This window comes from Ensifer sp. Root31 (genome assembly GCF_001424825.1).
Classification (GTDB): domain Bacteria; phylum Pseudomonadota; class Alphaproteobacteria; order Rhizobiales; family Rhizobiaceae; genus Ensifer; species Ensifer canadensis.
This window is the reverse complement of record NZ_LMCO01000003.1, coordinates 12914-35572: the sequence shown is the minus strand read 5'-3', so window position 1 is coordinate 35572 and position 22659 is coordinate 12914. Positions and strand designations below refer to the sequence as shown.

Here is a 22659-nt window from a genome sequence, read left to right as displayed (position 1 = left end):
ACTAACCCGCCATAAGCAGTTCTGCAGGCGCGTCGGCTTTCGGCTCCTCATAGAGCCGGCGAAGCTCGATCACCTTGCCGCGGACTTCATTGAGGAACGCGACAACGTCTCTCTCAAGCTCGGCGATCAGCGCGTCGTCGCGATGGACACGCCTGCAGAAAAACCGCATCGATTCCGGCAAGCGCGGATCGTAGGAAACGAAATCGCACCACTTCCGGCCTGTGCAGGCCATCTGCCACATCATTTGCGTGACGTATTTCGACGGCACTTCCTTGTTGAGAAGGGTTTCGATGTGGGTGTGGGTTTCCGGGCATTTGATTTCCAGAAGCCCGTCAACGTCGACGAGGCCGTCAGGAGATGCGCCGCTATCGCCGATCACTGGGTGAGAAACGAAAGCGACCTGAACGACATCTGTGTCGCGATAAAACTCGTAGGTCTTTCGAGCTTCCGGCTCCTGCTCGGTTCCCCAGGCCATAGCGGCATTGCTGAAGCGTTCGGCCGGCGAGCCCGTGAGCCGTTCGGCGATCAGCTCGCCCGCGTATTTCGCGCGGGAGGCTGACGGGCCTGATTTCGTCTTGGCGATGACGTCGGCAACGCGCGAGGCGGTCACCTTGCCAAGGCGCATTGCGTGCCATTCGGCAGTACCCTGAACCATATCATCCATTGTTCTGCTCCTCGGTCTGGCGCTGTTTTTTCTGCTGGGCAAAGCGGTCGAGTGAGGCGATGGCCTCGTCGAACTTGGCCGCCGGCATTTCCGGGATGGCTCCGATGTGCCAGCGCTTGCAGAAGCGCTCGATGTCGGCGCCCGCGTCGTCGACCTTCTGGCGCAGCTGTGTGGCCTGCACCTCGCTCACTGGGCCGGCCGGTCCCTTGGGGCGGTTCCCGTCGTTGTCGTCGCCGGTGCTGATGTTGAAGAGCATGCAGAGGAGATAGCGGCGGCCATAGGTGGCAGTGCTGCCGAAGGCCTGCGTGCCGGTCTTGTTCACGCCACCCTTGGCGCCAGCGCCGTCAACCGGGATAGCGCCGACGCCATTGCGGACGTATCCGCCGCTGTGAGAGATTTCCCACTTGATCAGCAATTCGCCCAAGTCGTTGTAGCCGTCGGGCTGGAATGAAACGCCAAAGCCGTGGGCGTAAATGATCGGCATGGCCTGATCTTCGATCGCGGCCAAGTCGGCATAGTTCGAGTTGGTGTGGCTGTTGCGCTTGTTCTTCGTGACGACCGGAAGCTCTTTCTGGCAGGCCGACATTGCGGAGAAGTAGGCGGTCTTTGCCTCATTCTCGCGGTCTTCGCGCAACTGTTCACGCTGACGGTCCTCGTCGCGGTATTTCATCTCAAGCAACTTCTCCACCCGGTCCATGGGGAGATTTGGATCGAGGAGGACGCGCTCGAACATTGAGTTCATGGGCGCGTCATTGGCAGGGACGAGCCTTGTTTCGTCCTGCATTGCGATTTCATGCTTCGCTACAGCGTTCACTGGCGTGCTCCTCAGTAGTGGAAGGTGACGTTGGGGATCAGACCGCTGACCATGTGGGCAACGATCTTCCTGGCCTGGTCTGGGCTGATCTCGGCGCAGGCGACGAGGGCGTTGACGACGGTGTTGTTGACCGTGCGGCGGTGCTCGATGTCCGCTTCGCGGCGCTGCTGTTCGGCAACCTGGGCGGCCTGCTCGTCGGCGATCCGCTGGCGCTCGTCTGCTGCTGCCCGCTCGGCGCGTTCATTGGCTTCGCGTGCTTCCTTTTCGGCGGCATCGATGCGGGCCTGAGCGTCGCGCTCTGCCTGCTCGCGGGCTTCGCGCTCAATCCGTTCCGCCTGTTCCTTCTGGCGTTGCTCGGCTTGGCGCTCCTCCTCGGCGCGTGCTTCCTCGTCCTGCTTGGCCTGTTCGGCTGCCTCGCGGGCTTCACGTTCGGCGCGCAGCTCTGCCAGTTCGCGGGCGTCGGCTTCCTGCTTCTCAGCGATGGCGATAAGCCTGGTTAGCGCGGCGAGGGCGTCCGCCTTCGCCAGATCGGCCCGATCGCGGAACTCGTCCCAGCTATCGTCGACGATAGTGGCGTCAACACTGGCGAGCATGGTGCGCAGTTCTTCCGAGGGGCGAACCGTGAGCGTCACATGCGACAGCAGCGTATCCAGTGCGGCTTGATGCTTATCGATCCGTGCATCTTCCGCGACTTCCCAGTCGGTCAGCGGCTGGCGGACTGTCTTCTGCAGGGCCTCAAGGCGTTCACTGATCGTGTTGCGCGTGGCGTTGACCTTGGACGTGTTCTTGCGCCACTCCTCGGTAAGATCCTTGCCCTGCTTGTCCAAGGTCGTCTTGGTCCGGGCGACCTTGTAGGCGAGAGAGGCGATGGCATCGCGGCCAACCTTCGTCGAGACGTCGGGGACATGTTCACCGACCTTTTTGACGATCTTCTCGTAAAGGTCCTCGAATGCCTTCTCATCGGTGAAGGTGGCGACATCTGCCTTCACCGGCAGAGCGATGATCAGGTCGGTGGAAGTGGACGTGACATCCATGTCAGACGCTCCTGGCTTTGACGATTTCGCGGTGGACTTCCTCCGTGTTCACAAACCCAATCGCCATGAAGGCGAGGAGGGCGCACAGGAGGAGAAGGAAATATGCGGTGGCGTAGTACGCGCGGTTGAACCCGGCGAGCGCGTCCAGATCGATGTTGCGTGCCGGCGGAAGCTGGCACTGGCCGCATTCGCAGTATCGGGCGGCCGGGTCGCAGGCGTAGGAGACCGCGCGTTCCATTAGAGCCGCGCCCCTTCGACACTTGCGAAGTCGCGGCGAGCAGCAGAGTTGTGCCCCATTGCAATCCGGCGGTTCACGATCTCGGTGACAGCGGCCTGCTGCTCGTCGTTCAGCTTCATGAACGTGCGGTGCGGGTCAGTCTGGAAGTCCCGCCAGCGCTTGTCCGACATCTCGCCGGCAACTTCGATTTCTTCACGCTCGACGCAGCCGATGGCGGCGATGATCGTGCGCATGTTGGAGGAGGTGAGCATTGTTCGTTTCCTCGGTGGAAGATCACTTTCGAACTCGGCCCGAAGGCCGACGCCGAAGGGGATCAGGCGTTGATGGTGACGATGCAGGTGTTGACCGAGGTGCCGGAGGCCTTGAATGCCCCCTCAGGCAAACGCTCGATTGAGCCGCTGCTTTGCTCGACGAGGTCGCGGAATTCCGAACTCAGCTTGTTTTCGCGGAACATCACGCCGGCAGACATGATCGCGACCAGCCGGCCACCGGGCTTAAGGAACCGCAGTGCGTGGAGCGCGTGCCGAATGTCGTCCTGCTTGGCGAAGGGAGGGTTCATAACGACGCGGTCGAAGCGCGGTTCAGCGGCTTCTCTCAGGAAGTCAGTTACCTTGATGGTAGCCTTTGGCAGGACCGCGTGAGCTTTCGCTGCGCGTGCGACATCGATTTCAAACCCGGTGATGACGGCGCCTTGGCGCTCGGCTGCAAAGGCAATGTTGCCGACCCCGATGTTTGGTTCAAGAACCTGCATCCCTGCTTCGATGCGGGCGATGATGGCAACGTTCGTTGCGAGGTCCATCGGGGTGTCAAATTGCCCGAAATCCTGCTTCGTGCGGCTGTACTCGCCGGTCAGGATGATGGGTTCCAAGGCGTCTGCAGCGTCGCCGTCAAACACGTGCGCCTTCGCGCTGCGGTTCCATTTGCCGCCAGCCGCTTCGAGAACCTTGTTTGTCTCGGTGTAGAGCTTGCGGTCCAGTGCGCCGGTCAAAAAGACCTTCGCGCCTTCAAGGGTCGCTGCGTCCAATACTTTCAATACGTCTTCGCTGATTTGCGGCATGTTAAATCCCTCGGTGATCAGGCCGACAGCCTGTTGATCTCTGCTTCCAAAGCTGCGCGCTCTGCCGCGATCGGCATGCGGAACGGCCGGTAATTCAGGTTCTCGATTTCTTGACGAAGGCGGGTCACGCGCTCCACGTTCGCAGCCGGAACAACCGGAGCCGAACGCTTCGCCGCGCGCTTCATTGCCTGCCACGTCAGACGCAGGCATTCGCCAAAGGTGCAATTCTCGTAGGGGGTGAAGCGCTTTGCGTTCTCGGCGAGCGCAAGCCGGTACTGAACCCAGGCTTCCTTCATCACTGCCGATTTGCTGATCATCGCTTCGTCCTCTCGTCAGCGTCTTTGCTGATGTAAGGAATGTAAGCGCAACTTACCTTACTCGTCAATATCGAATGTAGGTAAGCCCTACTTTTTCTCGTAAGGTAAGGAGTAAGCAGCGGAAATTCTGACGCGCAGCTCGGTTCCTGACGGGGCAGGGAGGGGCGTGCAGATATCTATGGGCAGGGGCCGCGCTCGGCCGCTAGCTCTTGTGGCAAGCAAATTATTTCAGAAAAGCGACTCGACTCTGGGCTGCATTCCTGCTGTTTTTGTGAGAACAAAATAGGAACAAAGGAGAGAAGAATGTCGCGTAGTGCTCCCGTAGATCATCCCGACGCCCTTCGTTTGGTCGTCGAGCTCGAAAGCGTTTATGTGGCTTGTGATGATTGTGGGCACTCGCGTGTGCTTCACCTGACGAACCTTCAGAAGGCCGCCGATCTGGGCGTGCATAATTACATGCAGCTCTGCAGGAAGATCCGCTGCAGCGAGTGCCCAAAGATGCCGACAGCGTTCCGCAACTTGACCATCAGGCCTTCATGGCGGGGCGCCGAGCTGCTTCAAAGCATGGCGTGAAATACGACCTTGTGAACGCTGAATACCTTGTCGGCTGGGAACTCCAGCTCGTGGCTTTCGCCTTTGCCAGGATTGTACTGGTAGAGGCGAAGGACATCCCCCGAGCGCGAGACAAAGCGCTTGAGATAGCTTGAAACCTCGTCATCGTCGTCATCGCCAAGGATCTGCACGATTACATCGTCGCCCTGGCGCACCTTCGTGTGCGGGTTCACCCACGCGGTTTCGCCGTGGTAGAAGCGCGGCTCACCCGATGTTCCTTCGATCTGCACCGCATAAGCCCCTTCGACGCCTTCAAGGCCGGGCGGGCAGAAGACATGGGCGATATCCTGCCCATTCAGAATGAACCGGCCGTTGGCACCGGCTGCGATGTGGCCGCGCAGTGGTATGCGGACATCACTCGGGAATGGCTGCCAGCGTGGCGGAAAGCTTGCGTTCGGCTTTGGCTTCGGCGTTGAAGGTCTAACCCTCTCCCGAACCATTCTCATCCGGTACATCTCTGGCGGCTCTGCGGGCGGGGTTCCCTGCCCAGTCAAAAGCCATTCCGGATCGGCCTCAAGGATTTCCGCAAGGCGAGAGATCTTGTCGCGGTCTGGCGAGGTGGAGTTGTTCTCCCATAGCGTCACGGACACCCGGCTTATGCCGAATGCCTCAGCCAGGCCTTGCTGGGTGATGTTCAACGCTTTGCGCCTAGCGCGGATTCTCTCGCCGATGGTGTCCATTCGCTGTTTGTAATTATCCCCTACGTAAAAAGCACCTACATAGCGCTTGACATAAAGAGTAAGTGTAGCTTACCTTCACTTACATGATTGAGATCGTCGAAAGAGCAGCAGAGAAGGCGGGGGGCGTAGTTTCGCTCGCACGTGAACTCGGCATCAAGCACACGGCCTTGTACTCCTGGAACCGTGTCCCTGCGGAACGTGTGCTCGACATCGAGCGCATCACTGGCATCTCCCGGCATGAGCAGCGACCGGACGTTTTCGGCGGGCAGCCGGAGGCGGTCCGATGAGCGCCGACAAGCAACTCAAGGCTTACATCGACCGAGTTCTCCGCTTGAAGGAAGAGCAAGACACGCTCGGCGACGATATCCGCGAGGTTTACGCCGAGGCAAAATCTGAAGGCTACGACAAGACCATCATGGGCAAGCTCGTTGCCCATCTGCGCAAGATTGCGAAGTCTGGCGAAGATGCCGTTTCCGAACAGGAAATGAACTTCGACACCTACCTGCAGGCTTATCACCGCGCATCTGGCACGGCGGTTGCTACGCATACGCATGAGGAACAGTACGACCCGAACACGGGCGAAATCCTCGACGGTTCTGTTGATGCCAAGCTCGTGCAGACGATCGCTGCCGGCGTCCAGACCGAGACCGGCCGCAAGGCACTGATTGCCGCCGTCGACATCATGATTGAGCGGGAAGACGCCCAGGAACGCCGTTCCGACGGTGGCCTCGACATCATCACCAAGCATACCGAGATCGCAACGAACGAAGGAGGCGCCAAACCAGATAGCGTCGACATGGCTCAAGGGAGCGTTCCCGACCTCGAACCGTCTGGCCCGGACGTGAATGGGCAACCGAATTCGCCTGAAGAGGCAACGAAATTCCTGACGAAAGCCGAGGAGGGCGCGGAGGCCAAGGGCACCGCAACCGTTGATCCGGTGAGTAGGGCCGAAGCGGAGACAGACCGTCAGCGCTCCTCCGAGGCCGGACCGACTGACGGGCGTCGGCAGGGCGGCGTTGAGCCATCGGCTGCGGCTGTGGCCCCTGCACCTTCCTTCCTCACCAAGCCACCTTCTCCGCTGCGCCCCAACTGCCAGCGTCCAGAGAACTGCGGCGGCTATGGCCGAACTCACTGCGGAACGTGCCTGCGGGCGAACGAAAGGGAATTCGCATGATTGGGATGAAGTCGTCATGGTGGGCCGGCGCCTCCAAGGAACAAAAACTCGCCCAGATCGACGGCGGGATCGATTGCGACATAAGCGCCAAGCACATCGCAATGAATGTCGGCGCCACCGTGAGTGCCATTCATGAGTACGGACGGCGCAACGGTCGGAAGTTCACCGGGAAAAACACCACGGTCCAGCTGCGTCGGGCAGGGAGCATCGCCGGTATCGGCGCAGCTCGTCGCCTCGGCAAACCGGACTGCGAAATTTCATCGGCCTTTTCCATCTTCGGTGACGCACCTTCTGAGCGGCCAATGTTCGATGAGGTGCTGTCATGACCGCGTGGTTTATGCTCGCCGGCTTCAGTGGCCTCGCGATCCTCGGCGTCTTTCTCTGGCGCGAGGTGTGCGAGGAGATCGGACGCCTCATCTCGCAACGCCGTGATGCTCTCGCTGAAAACAAATTCCTGAAAATTACTGACGACGAACTGGCCGAGATCATCCTTTGCGATCTTCGCTCCGGCCTTCGCCCCGTCCTGGATTGATCGCGGCTCCTCCTCCCTCGCGATCAAAGAGAGCCCCAGTCTTCCTCCTCCCGGCTGGGGCTCTCAACTCTCAACCGGATCCGCTTGTTCGCCAGCTTCAAAACCACGGCCTGAACAGCGGAACCCAAGGGAATGGCCGGTGACGACGAGGGATCGTCACCGGCAGTAGAGCCTTCGTATGCGGCGGCGGCTCTACGGAAGGGAATGACTTGGGAGGGACTGGCAGCCGTTGGCGCGGCGCCGTCCTCTCCTTCGGAAGTAATGCCTGTGCGCATCAACGTCTCCTTGAACGAGACCAGTGATCGCACAGGAGAACGACAAGGTGTTGGGAACTCACGACAAGCCCTTGGGGTCTCGCCCCAAGGCGAGAATTGTCAACAAGGGCAACGACATGAGTGCGGATGTTTTAGAGGCACGAGACTTGATGAAGGGGGCCTTCCCCCTGGAGCGATACGGCAAGCTCGACAACGTATTTTTCGAAGTCTGCAAGTACGTCAATCGCTTCGTCCAGAAAGAATTCACCCAGCGGCGCGCGCGCTCGATCTGGGAAGGAACCGCACGGCGGATCGACGCCGAGGAAATGGACGCGCTGCGTCTGGCCGAAATCGAGGAGAGCAAGCGTGAACAAAGAGAACTGCGCGCCCGTCTGGTTGCGCTGGATGCGAAGCTTGCCCGCGTCGGTGCGGCTGCGGCTCGCACGCAGGTGGCAGCGGATCGCCGGCCGTAGGCTGGATTGGGCCGAGTATCTGGCGCCGGAGCTCAAGGATGAGGCCGAGTGATGCAGCAGCTTAGCCTGTTCGACACGCTACGTAGTCCGGCGATCCGAAAGCCAGTCACCCCCCATGGAGGGGTAATCCAAGGTGAACCGGACGCCATTTACCGGCTCAGGCACCCGCGTCTGGCATGGGACCGCGCCACGATCGAGCTGCACCAGCACGCGGACGGGCTGTGGATGTGGTCGGCCAGCTTTCACTGCGACAACTTCGGCAGTTGTTATCGGGTCGGTCCCAAGTGGGGAAGGTTCGCCCAAACACGCGACGACGCCCTGTTCTACGCCGCTTCCGAAATCGAGGAGAGGCTCAAAGACAAGCCAGGCAAAGAAGCCGCGCTCGTCCTCGCATGGATCGTAACCCTCAAAGAGAACCCAAAGGCGCTGTCATGAAGAACCGGCTCATCGACTTGAACAACCACCTGTTTTCTCAGCTCGAGCGTTTGAGCGACGAAAGCCTGACCGCCGAGCAGATCGAAACAGAGGTGAAGCGGACCGACGCAATCGTAGCCGTCAGCGAGCAGCTTATCCGCAACTCCGACCTGTCTCTCAAGGCAGCGACCTTGGTTGCCAACCACGGCGACCGTTTCAAGCCGATGCTCCCGACCATCTTCCGCCAGCCCGAAACTCTCGACGGCAAAGCCATCACGGATGGGACCGAGAAATGAAGGGCAAGTGGATCCGCTACAGCGTCGCTGAGATGGAATGGCTTGAAGCCAACCGCACTCTGCCGATCGGCGATTATCACCGAGAGTTCTCCTCGGCTTTTCAGCGCAATGACGTGTCCGCGGTGAACCTCCATTCGCTGCGCAAGCGCAAGGGTTGGAGGACGGGCCGCACTGGTTGCTTCGAAAAGGGGCAGGTGCCCGTCAACAAGGGCAAGCCGTGTCCTCCCGGCAAAGGTGGTCGCCACCCGAACGCGCGCCGAACGCAGTTCAAGGCCGGCGGCCTGCCGCATAACACCAAATTTCTGGGCCACGAGCGCGTCAGTAAGGACGGCTACGTTGAGATCAGCGTCGCCCAGGAGAACCCGCACACCGGCTACGAGCGCCGCTATGTCCTGAAGCATCTTCATCTTTGGGAACGGATCAATGGTCCACTGCCAGAAGGCATGTGCCTGAAGTGCGTTGATGGCAACAGGCTGAATACCGATCCGGTGAATTGGCTGATGATTCCGCGCGGTGTCTTGCCACGATTGAACGGTGGTCGCGCAACCCGCGTCATGGCTTACGACACGGCTCCCCATGAGCTCAAGCCTGTGCTGATGACGCTCGCTCGCGTCGATCACAAAGCGTCCGAGCTCCGCCGTAATCGTCAGGAGGCGGAATGACCGACATCGACCTCCTCCGCGAAGAGATAGCCGAACTCGAAGCCCAGATCTTCCGCCTCAAGTCCAGCATGAATAAGTCGGACAACGGCGTGAAGCTGCACAAGCTCGCGGTGATCACCCGTCTTCGTGACCGGTGCAATCGGTCACTGGCTGCCCTCGAAAAGCGCGGGGCGGCTGCATGAGTCAGCTCCCTGTCCTTGCGCTTGCTTCGCTGGCGTCACGTCTTGAGCTTCGGTGGCTTGTGGTTCTCATCCGGGCTCGGATCGGGAATCTCGTCCGGAAGGACGTCGGGCTCTCTGTCCGGTGGCTTGGGCACGTCTCGCGGCATATCTGGCGGGAATTCAGGATCCGGGAGCTTCGGGATCTGTTCAGTAGGTTTCTTGCTCATGATGGACTCCTCTTTACGGGGCCAAATGATGCCGTGCCGTGTTTGTTCCGCGACGAGGGAGACGAGGCATGATCGACTTTCTCGACGGACGCGTCACGCTTCACGCTGGGGATTGCATCGAGATCCTTGCCGCCATGCCAGAGAACAGCGTCGACAGTGTCGTCTGCGATCCTCCCTACCATCTGACAAGCATCGTGAAGCGCTTCGGAGGCGACATGCCACCACGCACGGAAGCAACGGTCGGGAAACACGCCTACGGCCGCCATGCTGCCGGGTTCATGGGCCAGTCGTGGGACGGCGGCGATATCGCCTTTCAGGTTGCGACATGGCAGGCCGTGCAGCGCGTTCTTAAGCCGGGTGGATACATTCTCGCGTTCGCATCAACGCGCGGCTTCTGGCGCATGTGTGTGGCGATCGAGGATGCAGGCTTCATCACCCATCCGATGATCGCTTGGGTGTTCGGCTCTGGTTTCCCGAAAGCAACGCGCCTCAAGGCCGAAGGCTACGACGGCTGGCGCTACGGCGGGCAGGCGCTCAAGCCCGCGATCGAGCCGATCTACATGGGCCAGAAGCCTTTCGGCGAGAAGACCGGGACGGCAAACGTGATGCTTCACGGTACCGGCGCGGTCAACATCGACGGCTGCAGGGTTGATGGAGATCCTGCACCATGGGGAAACCAGACCGAGGGCAACGGCGGCTATCGACTACATCAAGCGTCGGTACCGGCAGAACCGAGCGAGAAAGGCCGCTGGCCCGCCAACCTCATCCACGATGGTAGCGACGAAGTCGTGTCGGCCTTCCCGGAGGCGCCAGGGCAGCAAATGGCTGTTGGGCCAGAAAATGGCGCCAAGACATCGGTAAACGTCTTCGGCGACTACGGCGCTAGAGATCAGTTCGAACCGCGCGGCGATACGGGATCTGCGGCCCGCTTCTTCTATTCGTCCAAAGCTGACGCCGACGATCGCATCGGATCCAAACACCCGACAGTCAAGCCTATCGACCTGATGCGCTACCTCTGCCGACTGGTCACGCCTCCCGGCGGTGTCGTGCTCGACCCTTTCGCAGGCACTGGCACTACAGGCGAGGCTGCATGGCGGGAAGGCTTCAACGCCGTCCTGATCGAGCGCGAGCCAGAGTATCAGCAGGACATCGCCGAGCGCATGCGTCTTTGCCTCGCCGGCCCGGATGAAAAGCGCCGGGAAATCATCAAGCGACGCGGGCTCGTGGAAGACGACGCCGGGCCGTTGTTCGGAGGCGCAGCATGAGCATGCCGCGTCACAACGCCAAGCGCGATGCATCCGAGCCGGCGATTGTCGCCGTCCTCGAACGCGTCGGTTTCAGCGTCTACCGCCTCGAAAGGCCGGTTGATCTGCTGTGCGGATTCCGCGGTCGGAATTACCTCGTCGAGGTGAAGACCGGCGCCAAGGGATACGGCAAGGGGCTGAACGCTAACCAGCAGTCCTTTGCCGAGGACTGGCGCGGCTCCCCGGTGTTCACGCTGCACAGCGTCGATGACGCTGTTTCCTTCTCCCAAGCCATCGCAAGAGGTGACCACCGATGAGAAACGTCGTCGTCTTGGAGGATCACGTGTCTAAGGCATGGAATGCCTATCTGTCGGCAAAAAAGCTGGCAGACAGCACAGGGAAGATCGAGGACGGGATCGCTGCAGGCCGCGCGCATGCAAGATGGCTTGGGCTCTTCATGACAGAGGACCAGCGAGAGTTCGTCGGCTTCGAAAGGGCGTCCGCATGAACGCTCTTGTTTTCGATACCAAAGGTTATGTCGCCGATATCGAGCAAAACGTGCTCGGGTCGCTGATGTACGGGGGTGAGAGCCAGGAAACTCTTGCTGCGCTCCAGGACTATCATTTCGTCGAGAAGTTTCACCAAGAGATCTACCGGGCTATCAAGGCAGCCTATGAGCACTACAACCTGTGCAATCCGGCGCTCGTCCGGAAGCTCCTACCAGAAGACAAAGTTGCTGTTTTCGAGAAGGCGACCGACAAGAAGGTCAGCGCCTATCTCGCCCGGCTGACTGCCACGGCGACGGCCGGCGCGGCGGCCTCACCTGAGAATGCCCGCAAGATCGTTGAGCAGTGGGCGCGGCTCGCGCTCGCCAATGAAGCAGGGCGCATTTATGCCGCCGCAAATGATCCGATGGCCGATGTCCGGTTCCTGGCGCATGAGGCGGCAAAGACGATCGACGACATCATGGCCGAGGTTCGCTCGGGCCCGACTCGTAAGACGCGTGTCTCGATCGCCAACGCAGCAATGCGGGCTGTCACATCGGCCGCCGAGGCAAAGCAGAACGGTACCGGGATCACGGGCGTCACGTGGGGGCTTGTCGATCTCAACCGAATGACCGGCGGCATTCAGCGCCGTGACCTCACCTTGATCGGCGCCAGGCCATCGATGGGGAAAACGACGATTGCGCTCTCGGTGGCGATCGACGCTGCCAAGGCTGGCGTCTGCTGTGGTCTCGTCTCACTCGAAATGGACGCTGAGAAGGTCGCCGCCCGCGCGATCTCCGATGTTCTCTATGACCGGGGCAATTCCGTGCCCTACAGCGACATTATCCGCGGCGACGTCACCGATGAGCAGTTGGACACCATTGTCGCCGCGCAGGAGCGGTTCAATCAGTTGCCGTTGATCATCGACGACCAGTCCGGCCAGACCGTCACCGACATCCGTATACGAGCCGAGCGCATGCTTGAGGACAGCCGCAAGAACGGCAATCCGATGGCAGTGCTCTTCATCGACCATCTCGGTCTTATCCGGCCATCGTCGCGCTACAGCGGCAACCGTGTGAACGAGATCGCCGAAATCACGTCCGGCTTGAAATCGCTCGCCAGAGAGCTCGACATCGCCGTCGTGCTGCTGTCGCAGCTGAACCGTGCGCTTGAGAGCCGCGAGGAGAAGCGCCCGATGCTCTCCGACCTTCGCGATTCCGGTGCGATCGAACAGGACGCCGACATGATCGCCTTCCTGTTCCGCGAGGCCTACTACCTCGAGCGTGAGCAGGGCGGGTCCTACGAAGAGCAGGCGGCGCGTGAAGACCGCCTCGAAGCCAGCCGCAACAAGCTCGAATTCATCGTCGCGAAGCAGCGCAACGGGTCGCTTGGAACCGTGCATCTGTTTGCCGACATGGCCTACTCAGCAGTCAGAAACGGAGCGCGGACATGAGCAGACCGCATATCCCCTATTTCGATTTCTACCCGGCGGACTTCATGAACGGCGTCCGCGGACTCTCAGCACAGGAGGTCGGCGTCTACACCATGATCCTGTGCCGCATCTACGAAGAGAGCGGGGCGATCGAGTTTCACCCGGTACGCCTCGCGACCTACTGCGGAATGCGCGAAAATGCCTTCTCCAAGATCATCGTGAGACTGGTCGATTTGGGCAAGTTCAACCTGGTCGACGGCATGCTCTCCAACCGCCGCGCCGAGGCCGAAATTTCACGGCGCGCGAGCAAGTTGAAAATCAACTCACGAGCCGGAAAAGCTAGCGCACAAAAAAAGCAACAAATTCAACCGCCGAAGCCAACGGACGTTCAACGGACGTTCAACCACACAGACACAGACACAGATACAAGAGCTACGCTTAGCAGCGTAGCTCCTGCGCAGCATGATTTCGATGATCTTCAAAGCAAGTTGATCGATGCTGCCGGCGACAACGGCATCCAGCCTCACGGCGCTTTCGTCGTCGGCCCGATCGTCGAGCTGATCACCGCCGGCGTTGATCTCGAAACCGATATCCTGCCGGTAATCCGGGCGAGGGTCGCGCGCATGTCTCGTCCTGCCGGCTCCTGGTCGTACTTCATCCCAGCAATCCGAGAAGCCTACGAGCGCCGTGTCGCCGCCGGCAAGGGCCTCACCCCTCCGCCGCAGCTATCCACGGCCGACGAGGACTGGTCCCGTCGTCTCCGATTCGCTCGAAAGCAACGCCTCTGGTCCGCTTCGGAACTTGGCCCCGCTCCAGGTCAGCCCGGCTGCCGGGTGCCTGCACACCTGCTCGAACCATCTGACGGCAACGGCTGGGCTGACATGTCCGACGGTAGGAGGGCTGCAAATGCTGCTTGAACTCCCGCAAGAGCCCGCAATCAGCGATCCGATCTATCGCGCCGCCGTCCTCTTCCGTCGTCGTAAGCTGCTCGGGACGCCAAAGCCGCCGAAGGTCTACGTTCCGAAGCCGAAGCTTCGCGCACCGGCCGATGATCACGTCTGGGCCTATCGAGCGTACCGTCTGCAGCAGCGGCCGCGATTGTCGCCGACGGAACACGTGAAGCTGCGTTGCCTCGAGCTTCGAATTCCTTTCGCGGTGATGGTCGGCCCGTCGCGGGTACGATCGATCACGGAACACCGCCATTTACTCATGTGGGAGCTTCGCCATCAGCGGAAGATGTCGCTGCCGGCTATCGCGCGGATCTTCAGCCGCGACCACACCACCGTTCTGACTTCCTGCCGCAAGATCGAAATGGAGAAGGCCCAATGAGCTGGTACGCAATCAAAACCCGTCCTGGAACACAACGCCCAGCAACGCCGCGCGTTGGCGAGAGCGAGGACCGCAAGGGCGAATTCATCATCGAGCGCAATGTCAGAGACGCCGACCTCGAAATCTTCATGCCGTCCTTCCGGAAGGACATCAAACACCACCGGACCAAGGAACTGATCGAGCGCCGCTTCGCCATGATCACCGGCTATTCGTTCGTCTATCTGCCGACGCGAGATTTTTATCGGCTCTCCCGCGTTGACGGGGTGACGGCGATTCTGGGCGTCGCGGGCTATCCGCTGCGCATCTCAGATTTCGAGGTCGAGGGCCTGCGAGACGCCGAGGCCATGGCGGGTTCCGCCCTCCAGCGAGAGCGCGACGCGCGAAAGAAGCGGAGCCGCAAGCAATTGCAGGAGGAATTCCCACGGTCGACAGTCGTTAGGGTCGCTCCCGAACATCGCCTCGTCGGGGGCATGCTCGCGTCCGTGCTCGATGTCACCGGACGCAATACCGTCAAAGCTGTGGTCGAATACCTTGGTGGCCTTGTACACGTCGATCTGCCGCTTGAACTGATCGACAAAGTCGCTTAGAATCACTGCAATCTTTGGTGATTTGCAGGCTGTTCTGATTGCGGACCTCGATTAGAGGGAAAACTCGCCGGGCCTTAGGGAGGAACTCACCGCCTCCCGCCATAGCCGCATATTGCCGAAATTCAAGGCGGCCAAAGCCGCCCTTTTTCGCGCCTCAATTTGTTCCTACTCACCAAGAGCTGATCCAGGTTAGACATGCGCTGTATGTCCTGTGGATGTTCGCCGCTCGTTCTGGCGTTTTAGTGTGGTTCGGGCTCGATGGCCTAAAAATCTGATGGGTTTCTACGCCCCGTTTCGTGCATAACCCGTTCTCGGATCGTTCTGGTGAGTGCTGGAGCTATTTCTCAAGGTTCTCAACCGCTACGCGACTACGGGCGGATTACCTCTCATATGTTCCCTAATACTAATGGGTTAGCAATCCTCTTTCGTACACGGCGCGTTCTCACCTCGTTGGGCGTGTATTAGCGATTTAACTTTCAGTAGAAATTCAGGGTTTTTGTCGGAGTAGAGCAGCCCGGTAGCTCGCGTGGCTCATAACCACGAGGTCGCAGGTTCGAATCCTGTCTCCGCAACCAACTTCAGCGCCGGAGAGCCCCGCGCCGGTTTGTCAGCCGGTCAGCGGGGTTTTCGTCGCGAACCTGATCCCGCTTGCCTGAAATGGAGAGCCGGGCTTAACCGCCCGGTCTTCGATGTATCAATTTGTGCCCTCAGGAGAGGCTAGAGATTGTGTCATCTGGTGATTAACGCTGATCTAGAGGTAGTTCGAGTTGTTCTTCGGTGATTGTAAACGAAAACTCGGTCGCGAGATTAACTCCAACGGCCGCTAAATTGGTCAGAAACACAGAAGAAACAAATAAGGCAGACAGCCAACTCCAATTAAGGCTGAGCCAAACTCCGTAACCGATGACTGCTAGATGTAGCAGCAAAATGCTTATGAATGCGGCTACTAGTATTATTATTAATCCTCCGTAGTACGCTCTGAAGCCTCGGCCCGCTTCGTAGAAATCTATGCCAAAGATATTCATCTTTCCCCGAAACGCTTTGATGTATAACTCCGTGAAGGTGTCTGCGGCGGTCAGAAAGTCCGGATCAATTTGTCTTGGTGCGGCCGTTCGAATGCTGAACTGCTCTATAACTGCCTGGTAAAGCTGTGAGTTCAGGAAAGTTAGGGACAACATCAAAAATGCAAACGAGGAGAGGGCGGTTAGAACCTGAATCCCAGCTGGAATGTCATGCAAGCCGAGGGACGTGCCGGGAATCGTTACGTTCTTTCCAAAAAGAAGCATTGCTAAGCCAATGTCGGCAAGGACGACGGCCTTGAGGTTTCCGTCTTGGCGCAAAATCGCCGATCGGTGCATTGAAAGGTACTTCTCGTAAAGAGAATCCGTGAAGACTGCCGCGTCGGTATCGAGTTGCATCTCTCGCTGCATTGTCATGCGTAGCCGGACATTTGGGGAAAGTTTGAGCCTGAACGGCTCGCGAACTGAGTTCTTCTTTGGTTCGCTAATCATGTCGTGTCCTTCGGTGACTCGGGCATTCCCAATTCGCGGAGCGCGCCAGCCGACGAAACGATGATCGACCTTGAGTCGCAAGCGCTATCGCAGTTACACCCGGAATTCACAGGTTCTGTCGGAGTAGAGGAGCCCGACTGGAGACCTCAGCGGCCGAGCGAAATTTCCTTCTCTCTGCGCTGAAGATAGGCCATTGCCTCAGACTTCGTGTTGAAGACCTTCCGGTCGAAATTGCCGTTGTGCCCAACGACGGCAGGGAATTTGTCACCAGTCTCTTCGATGCCGAATGATGTCGGCGGCTTGTCTGGAAATCCTGTCATTGTTCCTCCCAAGGTTTACCCATGCCAGTACTGAAAAATCCCCGGCATGAGAAGTTTGCCCAGGCGCTGGTCAAAGGCAAGACAGCAGATGACGCATATGAGGAGGCCGGCTTCAAGCCTGACCGGGGCAATGCTTCTCGACTACAGCAGAAAGACAACATCAGACAACGCGTCGCCGAGCTTTTGGAGTGGGAGCAGACGGTAGAGCGAAAGGCCACCGAGAAGGCCATAGACAAGCTCGCCATCACGAAAGAACGCGTCCTGGCAGAGCTAGCCAAGATTGGGTTCGCCGACATCCGCAAGGCAATCAAATGGCAAGGCACGCTGGTGACTGAGGAGGACAACCCGGATGGCGGTGATGTCCTCGTGATCAAGAACGTCGTCACGAACAACGTCCAGCTGATTTCCAGCGACGAGATCGACGACGACACAGCCGCGGCAATCTCAGAGATCAGCCAGAATTCGACCGGCGGAATCAAGGTCAAGTTCCACGACAAGAAGGGCGCGCTCGTGGATATCGGGAAGCACCTCGGCATGTTCGTTGAGCGGCATGAGCACTCCGGACCTGACGGCGCCCCGATACAGACCGAGACAAGAACATGGCGGGAAGTGCTGCGCAGCGAAAAGAGCTAGACGCCACCACCCATCTCACCAACCCTGCGCTTCACAGCTTTTGGGAAGAAGTCTTCCTTGGACAGGCAGACATCGCGGTTCTCCACGGTGGACGCTCAAGCTCGAAGACAAGAGACACGGCGTGCCAGCTCGTGCGCCTGGTCGACCATGTTGGAGTGAAGATGCGGGTGCTTTGCATCCGCCGCTTCCAGAATCGCATCCAGGATTCGGTTTATACCGAACTGAAATGGGCGATCGCTCATCTCGGGCTCAGTAAGGCCTTCGATGTCCAGAAGACGACGATCATTCATCGTAGGACGGGCGCGGAGTTCATCTTCTACGGCATCGAGCGCAACCTTGAGGACATCAAGGGCACCTCCGATGTCGACACCCTCTGGGTGGAAGAAGCCGAGAAGCTGACCGAGGAGCAATGGACGGTCATCGGGCCGACAATCCGCAAGGAAGACAGCCTGGCGATCCTGCTGTTCAATCCGAAGCTGGTCACCGACTACGTCTGGAAGAACTTCGTCGTCAACACGCCACCGCACTGCGTCGTCAAGCAGATCAACTACACCTCGAACCCCTTCCTGTCGTCCAAGGCGCTGCGCGATATCGCGGCGATGCAGGAACGCGATCCGGAGTTATTCGAGCACGTCTATCGCGGCGTACCGCTCGGCGACAGCGAGCTCTCGATCTTCAAGCGCCGCTGGCTTGACGCCTGCGTTGACGCTCAGAAGGTCCTGAAGGTCAGCTTGACCGGCCGCAACATCATCGGCTTCGACCCAGCCGACGACGGCGAGGACAACAGCGCGACCGCTGACAAGATCGATGGCGTTTTCGTTGACGCTGAGGATTGGGCATCTGGGAAGGATGAGCTCGTCCAGAATGCCAAGAAGGTGTGGGCCAAGGCCAAGCATGCCGGCGCCACCGTCTCCTATGACACGATCGGCGTCGGCGCCTTCGTCGGCGGCTACATCGACGAGCAGAACCAAACGGACGGCTCAGAAGTCGAGCACTACGCTTTCCACGCCGGCGGCGCTGTCATGGACCCAGACAAGCCGAGCGACGCGCTGAATGACAACAGCCCGCTCAACAAGGACGAGTACCTGAACCTGAAGGCGCAGGCCTGGGCCAACACTGCCCGCAAGGCGATGCTCACCTTCAACGCCGTGACCAGAGGGCACCCGATCAAGCCAGAGGACGTCCTATCCTTCTCCTCGGCCATGGGCGCCAAGAAGCTGGACGCGCTCTTCACTGAGCTTTGCGTCCCTTGGTGGGTCGAGAGCGAAGGCAAGAAGCGCGTCGTCCCGAAGCTGAAGCTCAAGAAGGACTTGGGCGTCAAATCGCACAACCTCGCTGACGCGGTGATCGCAGCGGACAACGTCAACATCACGGCTGGCCCTGCCGTCGCCATGTTCCTGACCAAGAGGCACCGATGAGCAAAGTAGTCAGCCTGGCGAATTACGCCCAGCGGCGCCTAAGCAGCATGTTCCCGTCCTTCTTCGCCAACGGGAACACGAAACACGACCACTACAAGGACTTCGGCTATCCGGAAAACCTGTCCTTCATGCAGGTCTACCGGATGTATTGCCGCAATGGTGTCGCCGCGGCCGGCGTCAACAAGACGATCGGCAAGACGTGGCAGGACAATCCATTCCTGCTGGAAGAGGAGCGCGACGGCTCGCAGGGCGGTGAGGACGACGAAACGACGCTGGAAAGGGAAATCCGCCAGCGCTTCGACGATCTTCGCCTCTGGGCCCGGCTTGCTGAAGCGGACCGCATGTCGATGGTTGGCGCCTATGCTGGCATCATCCTGCGTTTCGCAGACAGCAAGCGGTTCGATCAGCCGGTCGATCACGTCGGCGGCGGCCTCGATGGCCTCGTCGAGATCATCCCGGCATGGGAAGGGCAGCTACAGGTTTCGCAGTGGGACACGGATGAAACTTCCGAGACTTACGGCCAGCCGAAAATGTTTCAGTTCAACGAATCGGCTGTCGATACGACGATCAAGCAGCCTCGCAACCTCGTTATCCACCCCGATCGAGTGATCATCTGGTCGAAGGATGGCACAGTCCACGGCTCCTCAGCGCTTGAGCCCGGCTACAATTCTCTCGTCGACATGGAGAAGGTGCGCGGCGCCGGCGGTGAGGGCTTCTGGAAGAACGCCAAGTCAGCGCCGGTACTTGAGGTCGATAAAGACGCCAAGATCGACATGATGGCCCGTGCCATGGGTGTCGCGGTCGAAGACCTCGCCGACAAGATGAATGAGCAGGTAGCCGAATATAACGCCGGCTTCGACCAGCTCCTGATGATCATGGGCATGCAGGCCAAGCAACTCAACGTCACTCTGCCGTCGCCCGAACACTTCTATGCCATCGCCCTGCAGGATTTCGGGGCATCCATGAACATGCCGGTGAAGATCCTTGTCGGCATGCAGACGGGCGAGCGGGCCAGCCAGGAAGACGCTAGCGAGTGGGCCCAGACGAACATGTCGCGCCGGGCGAACCAGACGGTCCCGAACATCATGTCGCTGGTCAATCGGTTAGAGCGGGTCGGTATCCTGCCTGAGAAGGACTGGCACCTCGATTGGACCGACCTGACCGAGGCGTCGATCGTCGAGAAGATCGATCGAGCCAACAAGATGGCCGACGTGAACACGAAGCTCAAGGACAGTGGTGAATGGGGCTTCACCCCTGAGGAAATCCGTGGTGCGGCCGGATACGAGCCGCTGAAGGACGCCGACAAGTACCGCGACGACGTCGAAGACGACGAAACGGCCGCCGCCGTGGGCACGAAGCCCCCGACCAAGAAGGAATAATCACCCATGCCCCAGGTGCGTGTGAACGTCAGGTCACTGGCGAATACAAAGGCTGTGCGCAAGGAAAAGCGCAACGGCCGTGATGTCGTCATCGTCCCCAGCGCCACGCTGCCCGACGACATCATCATGAACGGCATTCGCTACCCGGCCGACGAGATCGGGAAGAGCTTTGCCGGTCTTAACCGGACTCCGGCGCCGCTCGGTCACCCGATGATCAACGGCAAGTTCGTCTCTGCGCGCGACCCCGAGGGGATCAACGTCGGCTACATCGGCGCATGGAATGAGAACGTCCGCCGTGAGAACGGTCGCGTCTTCCTCGACAAGGTCATCGACGTCGAGGTCGCCAATCGATCCCAGGGCGGGAAGGATGTTCTGGCCGCCATCGAGAAGGGCGAGCCGGTCCACACCTCGACCGGCCTGCTTGCCAATCTAGAGGCTGTTGCCAACGCCTCAGATCACAAACACATCGCTCGCAATATCGAGTTCGACCATGACGCCATCCTCCTCGGTGAGGTTGGCGCGGCCACGCCTGACCAGGGCGTCGGCATGCTGGTCAACGCGAAAGGCGAGCAAGAAGAAATCGAGGTCATCAACTCAGCCATCGATGAGGCCGAGCGTGACATCGATTGGGCGATGGATTCCCTCGCCCGAGCCTTGGAGAAGCGCCAGCGGGCGGGCCTCCTGGACAAACTGAAAGCCGTCATCCTGGAAGGCCTTGGCATTTCGGAGCGGTCACCCTCAACCAATCGAAAGGAAGACGACATGCCTGTCTCTGATGAGCAGTTCAAGTCGCTTTCCGATGAGGTCAAGACCCTCTCGGAAGGCATGGGAAAGATCGGTGAAACGATCGCCAACGCTGTCACGACGGCCCTCAAGCCGGTTCTGGATCAGCAGGCCGAGATGGTCGCCAACCAGAAGGCCAAGGAAGACGCCGAACACGCCGACCTGGTCACCAAGATCGTCAAGGCCAACGTCCTCGATGAGGAAACGGCCAAGGCAACTCCGCTCAACACGCTGCGCGCTCTCGCCAAGACGGCCGAGCCGGGCAAGGCGGCCCCGCTGAACCCTGCATTCAAGGGCAACACCAGCGAAAAGCCGGCCTTCAAGCTGCCGAAGGGAGACTAACCCATGGCCCGCTATAACAAGATCTTCCTCGGCCCGGTCGAAAAGACCAAGCCGCAGGTCAAGGAACTGCTTGCCGCCGCTGCTTTGAAGCCCGGTCGCATCGCAGTCATCACCGCCGGCAAGTTCGCGCTCGCCGCCGCGACCACCGTCGGCAAGGTCTGGCTTATCCAGGACAATTACCTCGCCATGAAGGGCGTCGATACGGACTGGGCCCAGGACAGCACCGCTATCGGTATCGAGATGGAAGGCGACCACCTCTATGCCGCCCGTATTGCCAACGGCGTCAACATCACGGCTGTCGGCACTCCGCTGACCCCCGGCGCCACCGGGACGCTCGCCATCGCGGCTCTCTCGGATCTCGTCGTGGCCTATTCCGACGAGGTCTACAACAACAACTCTGGCAGTGAACAGCTCATCCGCATCCGGCCCGCCGGAAGCCAGAGCTACCTGTCTGCTGCATCGTAAGGGGGAATCCAGATGCGCTATTTTGACGAACAGCTCGTCACAAATTCCCGACCGCACTCGGTGTGGTGGAATGAGGTGTCGATGGCTCGTGAGCACTTCCACCGTTCGGAAGAAGTGCTGGCGAACCTCACCGCCGAGTTCATGGGCAACGCGGCTTCGATCCTCCCGCGTGATGCGTGGCTGGATCTCGACGGTATTACCCGTCGCATTATGCGTGCGGACGAAGGTCAGGTCTGGATGGCCGACCTGATGCCGCTGGCAAAGGCGGTGAATATCGGCAAGCTCGTCCACCTGAACCGCGTGTCTTCGGACGCCGGTCGAGTGGTCCGGTCCATGTCCGGCCAGGTCCCGGTGACCATGGATAAGGTCACCTACGACTACCGCGGCACTCCGGTCCCGATCTTCTCCACGGCCTACGGTCGCGAGTGGCGGGAATGGAATACGCTGCAGTCGGAGAACTTCGACGCACTGTTGGACGACCAGGAAGCCCATACCGCGAAGATCCGTCGCGACATGGCCCTCTATGCCCTCGACGGCGATTCCTCGATCGTCTTCGAAGGCTACACGGCCTACGGCATCCGCACTTCTCCGTATTCCAAGGTCATCAACCTTGGTTCGGCTGTCGGCGGCGCCAACATCGATCTCACCACGGCCACGGCCGACCAGATCGATGCGTTCTTCTCGGGTCCGTTCGGCGCCATGCTGGATGCGAACCTGATCACGGGCAAGGTGAACCTCTACATCTCGCCTGAGATCGCCCGCGCGTGGGACAAGGCTTACTCCGCCGCCGCCGGCTTCAAGCCGGGCACCATCCTGGAGTTCGTGGCCAAGAACCGTCGCATCAACAAGATCGAGGTGTCTTTCGAGCTCTCGGGCAACCAGTTCTTTGGCTTTGTGCCGTCGGCTGATTTCATCCGCCCGCTTGTCGGCATGGCCGTGAACACGACCGCGATCACCCGCACTAACCCGACCGACAACTATCAGTTCCTCATCATGGGGGCGATGGGCATCGAGATCCGGGCGGACATCAACGGCAAGTCCGGCGTGTTCTACTCGACCGACATCGACTGAACCTCATAGCCCCGCCATTGCGCAGGGCTTCCCCCCTCAATTGGAGAACAT

35 protein-coding genes and 1 tRNA gene are annotated in these 22659 nt (G+C 59.8%); 24 read left to right on the top strand and 12 right to left on the bottom strand.

Going from position 1 to position 22659, the window contains the following annotated elements:
- Window position 1: 1 nt before the first annotated feature.
- The 7 genes from ASD00_RS04175 to ASD00_RS04145 all read right to left on the bottom strand — a co-directional run bounded on the left by ASD00_RS04175 (window position 2) and on the right by ASD00_RS04145 (window position 4103).
- Complete coding sequence (locus ASD00_RS04175; RefSeq protein WP_057204955.1) at window positions 2-664, bottom strand: lambda exonuclease family protein; 663 nt, start codon at window positions 662-664, stop codon at window positions 2-4.
- Entirely contained in the window at window positions 657-1448 is a 792-nt protein-coding gene (locus ASD00_RS04170) for an ERF family protein (protein ID WP_244496002.1), read from the bottom strand. The genes ASD00_RS04175 and ASD00_RS04170 overlap by 8 nt, the downstream gene beginning before the upstream one ends.
- A 41-nt stretch (window positions 1449-1489) precedes the next feature.
- Window positions 1490-2512 (bottom strand): hypothetical protein, encoded by a 1023-nt coding sequence (locus ASD00_RS39710; protein WP_057204950.1) that lies wholly within the window; start codon window positions 2510-2512, stop codon window positions 1490-1492.
- A 1-nt stretch (window position 2513) separates the two neighbouring features.
- Window positions 2514-2750, bottom strand: a complete 237-nt coding sequence (locus ASD00_RS04160; RefSeq protein ID WP_057204947.1) for a hypothetical protein — start codon at window positions 2748-2750, stop codon at window positions 2514-2516.
- Window positions 2750-3001, bottom strand: coding sequence for a hypothetical protein (locus tag ASD00_RS04155; protein WP_057204944.1), 252 nt, complete (start codon window positions 2999-3001; stop codon window positions 2750-2752). Before ASD00_RS04155 ends, ASD00_RS04160 begins: the two co-directional genes overlap by 1 nt.
- 62 nt (window positions 3002-3063) lie before the next feature.
- Window positions 3064-3807 (bottom strand): N-6 DNA methylase, encoded by a 744-nt coding sequence (locus ASD00_RS04150; RefSeq protein ID WP_057204941.1) that lies wholly within the window; start codon window positions 3805-3807, stop codon window positions 3064-3066.
- Between the two features lie 17 nt (window positions 3808-3824).
- Window positions 3825-4103 carry a hypothetical protein gene (locus tag ASD00_RS04145; protein WP_156585454.1) on the bottom strand — a complete coding sequence of 93 codons (279 nt, stop codon included), beginning with the start codon at window positions 4101-4103 and terminating at the stop codon, window positions 3825-3827.
- Window positions 4104-4427: 324 nt separating this feature from the next.
- Between ASD00_RS04145 and ASD00_RS04140 the strand changes: the two genes are divergently transcribed.
- A complete protein-coding gene (locus ASD00_RS04140; protein ID WP_057204935.1) occupies window positions 4428-4697 on the top strand; it encodes a hypothetical protein in 270 nt (89 codons plus the stop codon).
- On the opposite strand, the gene ASD00_RS04135 is transcribed toward ASD00_RS04140, so the two are convergent.
- Window positions 4682-5416: a helix-turn-helix domain-containing protein gene (locus tag ASD00_RS04135; protein WP_063963220.1), complete on the bottom strand. Its 735-nt coding sequence runs from the start codon at window positions 5414-5416 to the stop codon at window positions 4682-4684. The genes ASD00_RS04140 and ASD00_RS04135 overlap by 16 nt on opposite strands.
- Window positions 5417-5499: 83 nt before the next feature.
- On the opposite strand from ASD00_RS04135, the gene ASD00_RS04130 reads away from it, so the two are divergent.
- Genes ASD00_RS04130 through ASD00_RS04115 form a run of 4 tightly spaced genes read left to right on the top strand, consistent with a single transcriptional unit; the run spans window position 5500 to window position 7122 of the window.
- Entirely contained in the window at window positions 5500-5703 is a 204-nt protein-coding gene (locus ASD00_RS04130; protein WP_057204932.1) for a Cro/CI family transcriptional regulator, read from the top strand.
- Window positions 5700-6590, top strand: coding sequence for a DUF2312 domain-containing protein (locus tag ASD00_RS04125; protein WP_057204927.1), 891 nt, complete (start codon window positions 5700-5702; stop codon window positions 6588-6590). The genes ASD00_RS04130 and ASD00_RS04125 overlap by 4 nt, the downstream gene beginning before the upstream one ends.
- A complete protein-coding gene (locus ASD00_RS04120) occupies window positions 6587-6916 on the top strand; it encodes a hypothetical protein (protein WP_057204924.1) in 330 nt (109 codons plus the stop codon). Before ASD00_RS04125 ends, ASD00_RS04120 begins: the two co-directional genes overlap by 4 nt.
- Window positions 6913-7122: a hypothetical protein gene (locus tag ASD00_RS04115; protein WP_057204921.1), complete on the top strand. Its 210-nt coding sequence runs from the start codon at window positions 6913-6915 to the stop codon at window positions 7120-7122. The genes ASD00_RS04120 and ASD00_RS04115 overlap by 4 nt, the downstream gene beginning before the upstream one ends.
- Before the next feature lie 23 nt (window positions 7123-7145).
- On the opposite strand, the gene ASD00_RS04110 is transcribed toward ASD00_RS04115, so the two are convergent.
- Window positions 7146-7397, bottom strand: coding sequence for a hypothetical protein (locus ASD00_RS04110; RefSeq protein WP_057204918.1), 252 nt, complete (start codon window positions 7395-7397; stop codon window positions 7146-7148).
- Between the two features lie 23 nt (window positions 7398-7420).
- On the opposite strand from ASD00_RS04110, the gene ASD00_RS04105 reads away from it, so the two are divergent.
- The 5 genes from ASD00_RS04105 to ASD00_RS04085 are packed head-to-tail and all read left to right on the top strand — an operon-like array spanning window position 7421 to window position 9403.
- Complete coding sequence (locus ASD00_RS04105) at window positions 7421-7849, top strand: hypothetical protein (protein WP_244496001.1); 429 nt, start codon at window positions 7421-7423, stop codon at window positions 7847-7849.
- Between the two features lie 51 nt (window positions 7850-7900).
- Window positions 7901-8284, top strand: coding sequence for a hypothetical protein (locus ASD00_RS04100; protein ID WP_057204916.1), 384 nt, complete (start codon window positions 7901-7903; stop codon window positions 8282-8284).
- On the top strand, window positions 8281-8559 hold the full coding sequence (locus tag ASD00_RS04095) for a hypothetical protein (RefSeq protein ID WP_057204913.1): 279 nt from the start codon (window positions 8281-8283) through the stop codon (window positions 8557-8559). The genes ASD00_RS04100 and ASD00_RS04095 overlap by 4 nt, the downstream gene beginning before the upstream one ends.
- Window positions 8556-9221, top strand: a complete 666-nt coding sequence (locus ASD00_RS04090; RefSeq protein WP_057204910.1) for an HNH endonuclease — start codon at window positions 8556-8558, stop codon at window positions 9219-9221. Before ASD00_RS04095 ends, ASD00_RS04090 begins: the two co-directional genes overlap by 4 nt.
- Window positions 9218-9403 (top strand): hypothetical protein, encoded by a 186-nt coding sequence (locus tag ASD00_RS04085; protein WP_057204906.1) that lies wholly within the window; start codon window positions 9218-9220, stop codon window positions 9401-9403. Before ASD00_RS04090 ends, ASD00_RS04085 begins: the two co-directional genes overlap by 4 nt.
- A 35-nt stretch (window positions 9404-9438) precedes the next feature.
- Here ASD00_RS04085 and ASD00_RS40855 read toward each other — a convergent pair whose 3' ends face one another.
- Entirely contained in the window at window positions 9439-9609 is a 171-nt protein-coding gene (locus ASD00_RS40855; protein ID WP_164474982.1) for a hypothetical protein, read from the bottom strand.
- 68 nt (window positions 9610-9677) lie between these two features.
- Between ASD00_RS40855 and ASD00_RS04075 the strand changes: the two genes are divergently transcribed.
- From ASD00_RS04075 to ASD00_RS04040, 8 genes are all read left to right on the top strand, one after another.
- Window positions 9678-10874 (top strand): site-specific DNA-methyltransferase, encoded by a 1197-nt coding sequence (locus ASD00_RS04075; RefSeq protein ID WP_057204903.1) that lies wholly within the window; start codon window positions 9678-9680, stop codon window positions 10872-10874.
- On the top strand, window positions 10871-11170 hold the full coding sequence (locus ASD00_RS04070) for a hypothetical protein (protein ID WP_244496000.1): 300 nt from the start codon (window positions 10871-10873) through the stop codon (window positions 11168-11170). Before ASD00_RS04075 ends, ASD00_RS04070 begins: the two co-directional genes overlap by 4 nt.
- A 26-nt stretch (window positions 11171-11196) precedes the next feature.
- Window positions 11197-11361 carry a hypothetical protein gene (locus ASD00_RS04065; protein ID WP_244495999.1) on the top strand — a complete coding sequence of 55 codons (165 nt, stop codon included), beginning with the start codon at window positions 11197-11199 and terminating at the stop codon, window positions 11359-11361.
- Window positions 11358-12791: a DnaB-like helicase C-terminal domain-containing protein gene (locus ASD00_RS04060; protein ID WP_057204896.1), complete on the top strand. Its 1434-nt coding sequence runs from the start codon at window positions 11358-11360 to the stop codon at window positions 12789-12791. Before ASD00_RS04065 ends, ASD00_RS04060 begins: the two co-directional genes overlap by 4 nt.
- Window positions 12788-13687 carry a DUF1376 domain-containing protein gene (locus tag ASD00_RS04055; RefSeq protein WP_057204893.1) on the top strand — a complete coding sequence of 300 codons (900 nt, stop codon included), beginning with the start codon at window positions 12788-12790 and terminating at the stop codon, window positions 13685-13687. Before ASD00_RS04060 ends, ASD00_RS04055 begins: the two co-directional genes overlap by 4 nt.
- The gene (locus ASD00_RS04050) at window positions 13677-14099 is read left to right on the top strand and encodes a helix-turn-helix domain-containing protein (protein ID WP_057204890.1); all 423 of its coding nucleotides are present in this window, start codon (window positions 13677-13679) and stop codon (window positions 14097-14099) included. The genes ASD00_RS04055 and ASD00_RS04050 overlap by 11 nt, the downstream gene beginning before the upstream one ends.
- Window positions 14096-14686, top strand: a complete 591-nt coding sequence (locus ASD00_RS04045; protein WP_057204888.1) for a transcription termination/antitermination NusG family protein — start codon at window positions 14096-14098, stop codon at window positions 14684-14686. The genes ASD00_RS04050 and ASD00_RS04045 overlap by 4 nt, the downstream gene beginning before the upstream one ends.
- Before the next feature lie 497 nt (window positions 14687-15183).
- A tRNA-Met gene (locus ASD00_RS04040) sits at window positions 15184-15261 on the top strand.
- A gap of 165 nt (window positions 15262-15426) precedes the next feature.
- Here ASD00_RS04040 and ASD00_RS04035 read toward each other — a convergent pair.
- Window positions 15427-16197: a hypothetical protein gene (locus ASD00_RS04035; RefSeq protein ID WP_057204885.1), complete on the bottom strand. Its 771-nt coding sequence runs from the start codon at window positions 16195-16197 to the stop codon at window positions 15427-15429.
- A 146-nt stretch (window positions 16198-16343) separates the two neighbouring features.
- The gene (locus ASD00_RS39705) at window positions 16344-16517 is read right to left on the bottom strand and encodes a hypothetical protein (RefSeq protein ID WP_156585452.1); all 174 of its coding nucleotides are present in this window, start codon (window positions 16515-16517) and stop codon (window positions 16344-16346) included.
- Between the two features lie 21 nt (window positions 16518-16538).
- Between ASD00_RS39705 and ASD00_RS04030 the strand changes: the two genes are divergently transcribed.
- From ASD00_RS04030 to ASD00_RS04005, 6 genes are all read left to right on the top strand, one after another.
- Window positions 16539-17150 (top strand): terminase small subunit, encoded by a 612-nt coding sequence (locus ASD00_RS04030; RefSeq protein WP_057204881.1) that lies wholly within the window; start codon window positions 16539-16541, stop codon window positions 17148-17150.
- Window positions 17117-18568 (top strand): PBSX family phage terminase large subunit, encoded by a 1452-nt coding sequence (locus tag ASD00_RS04025; RefSeq protein WP_244495998.1) that lies wholly within the window; start codon window positions 17117-17119, stop codon window positions 18566-18568. Before ASD00_RS04030 ends, ASD00_RS04025 begins: the two co-directional genes overlap by 34 nt.
- A complete protein-coding gene (locus ASD00_RS04020; RefSeq protein WP_057204878.1) occupies window positions 18565-19947 on the top strand; it encodes a phage portal protein in 1383 nt (460 codons plus the stop codon). Before ASD00_RS04025 ends, ASD00_RS04020 begins: the two co-directional genes overlap by 4 nt.
- A 6-nt stretch (window positions 19948-19953) precedes the next feature.
- Window positions 19954-21072, top strand: coding sequence for a hypothetical protein (locus ASD00_RS04015; RefSeq protein WP_057204875.1), 1119 nt, complete (start codon window positions 19954-19956; stop codon window positions 21070-21072).
- Window positions 21073-21075: 3 nt separating this feature from the next.
- Window positions 21076-21537 carry a hypothetical protein gene (locus ASD00_RS04010; protein WP_057204873.1) on the top strand — a complete coding sequence of 154 codons (462 nt, stop codon included), beginning with the start codon at window positions 21076-21078 and terminating at the stop codon, window positions 21535-21537.
- An 81-nt stretch (window positions 21538-21618) separates the two neighbouring features.
- The gene (locus tag ASD00_RS04005; protein WP_244495997.1) at window positions 21619-22608 is read left to right on the top strand and encodes a major capsid protein; all 990 of its coding nucleotides are present in this window, start codon (window positions 21619-21621) and stop codon (window positions 22606-22608) included.
- Window positions 22609-22659: the final 51 nt, after the last annotated feature.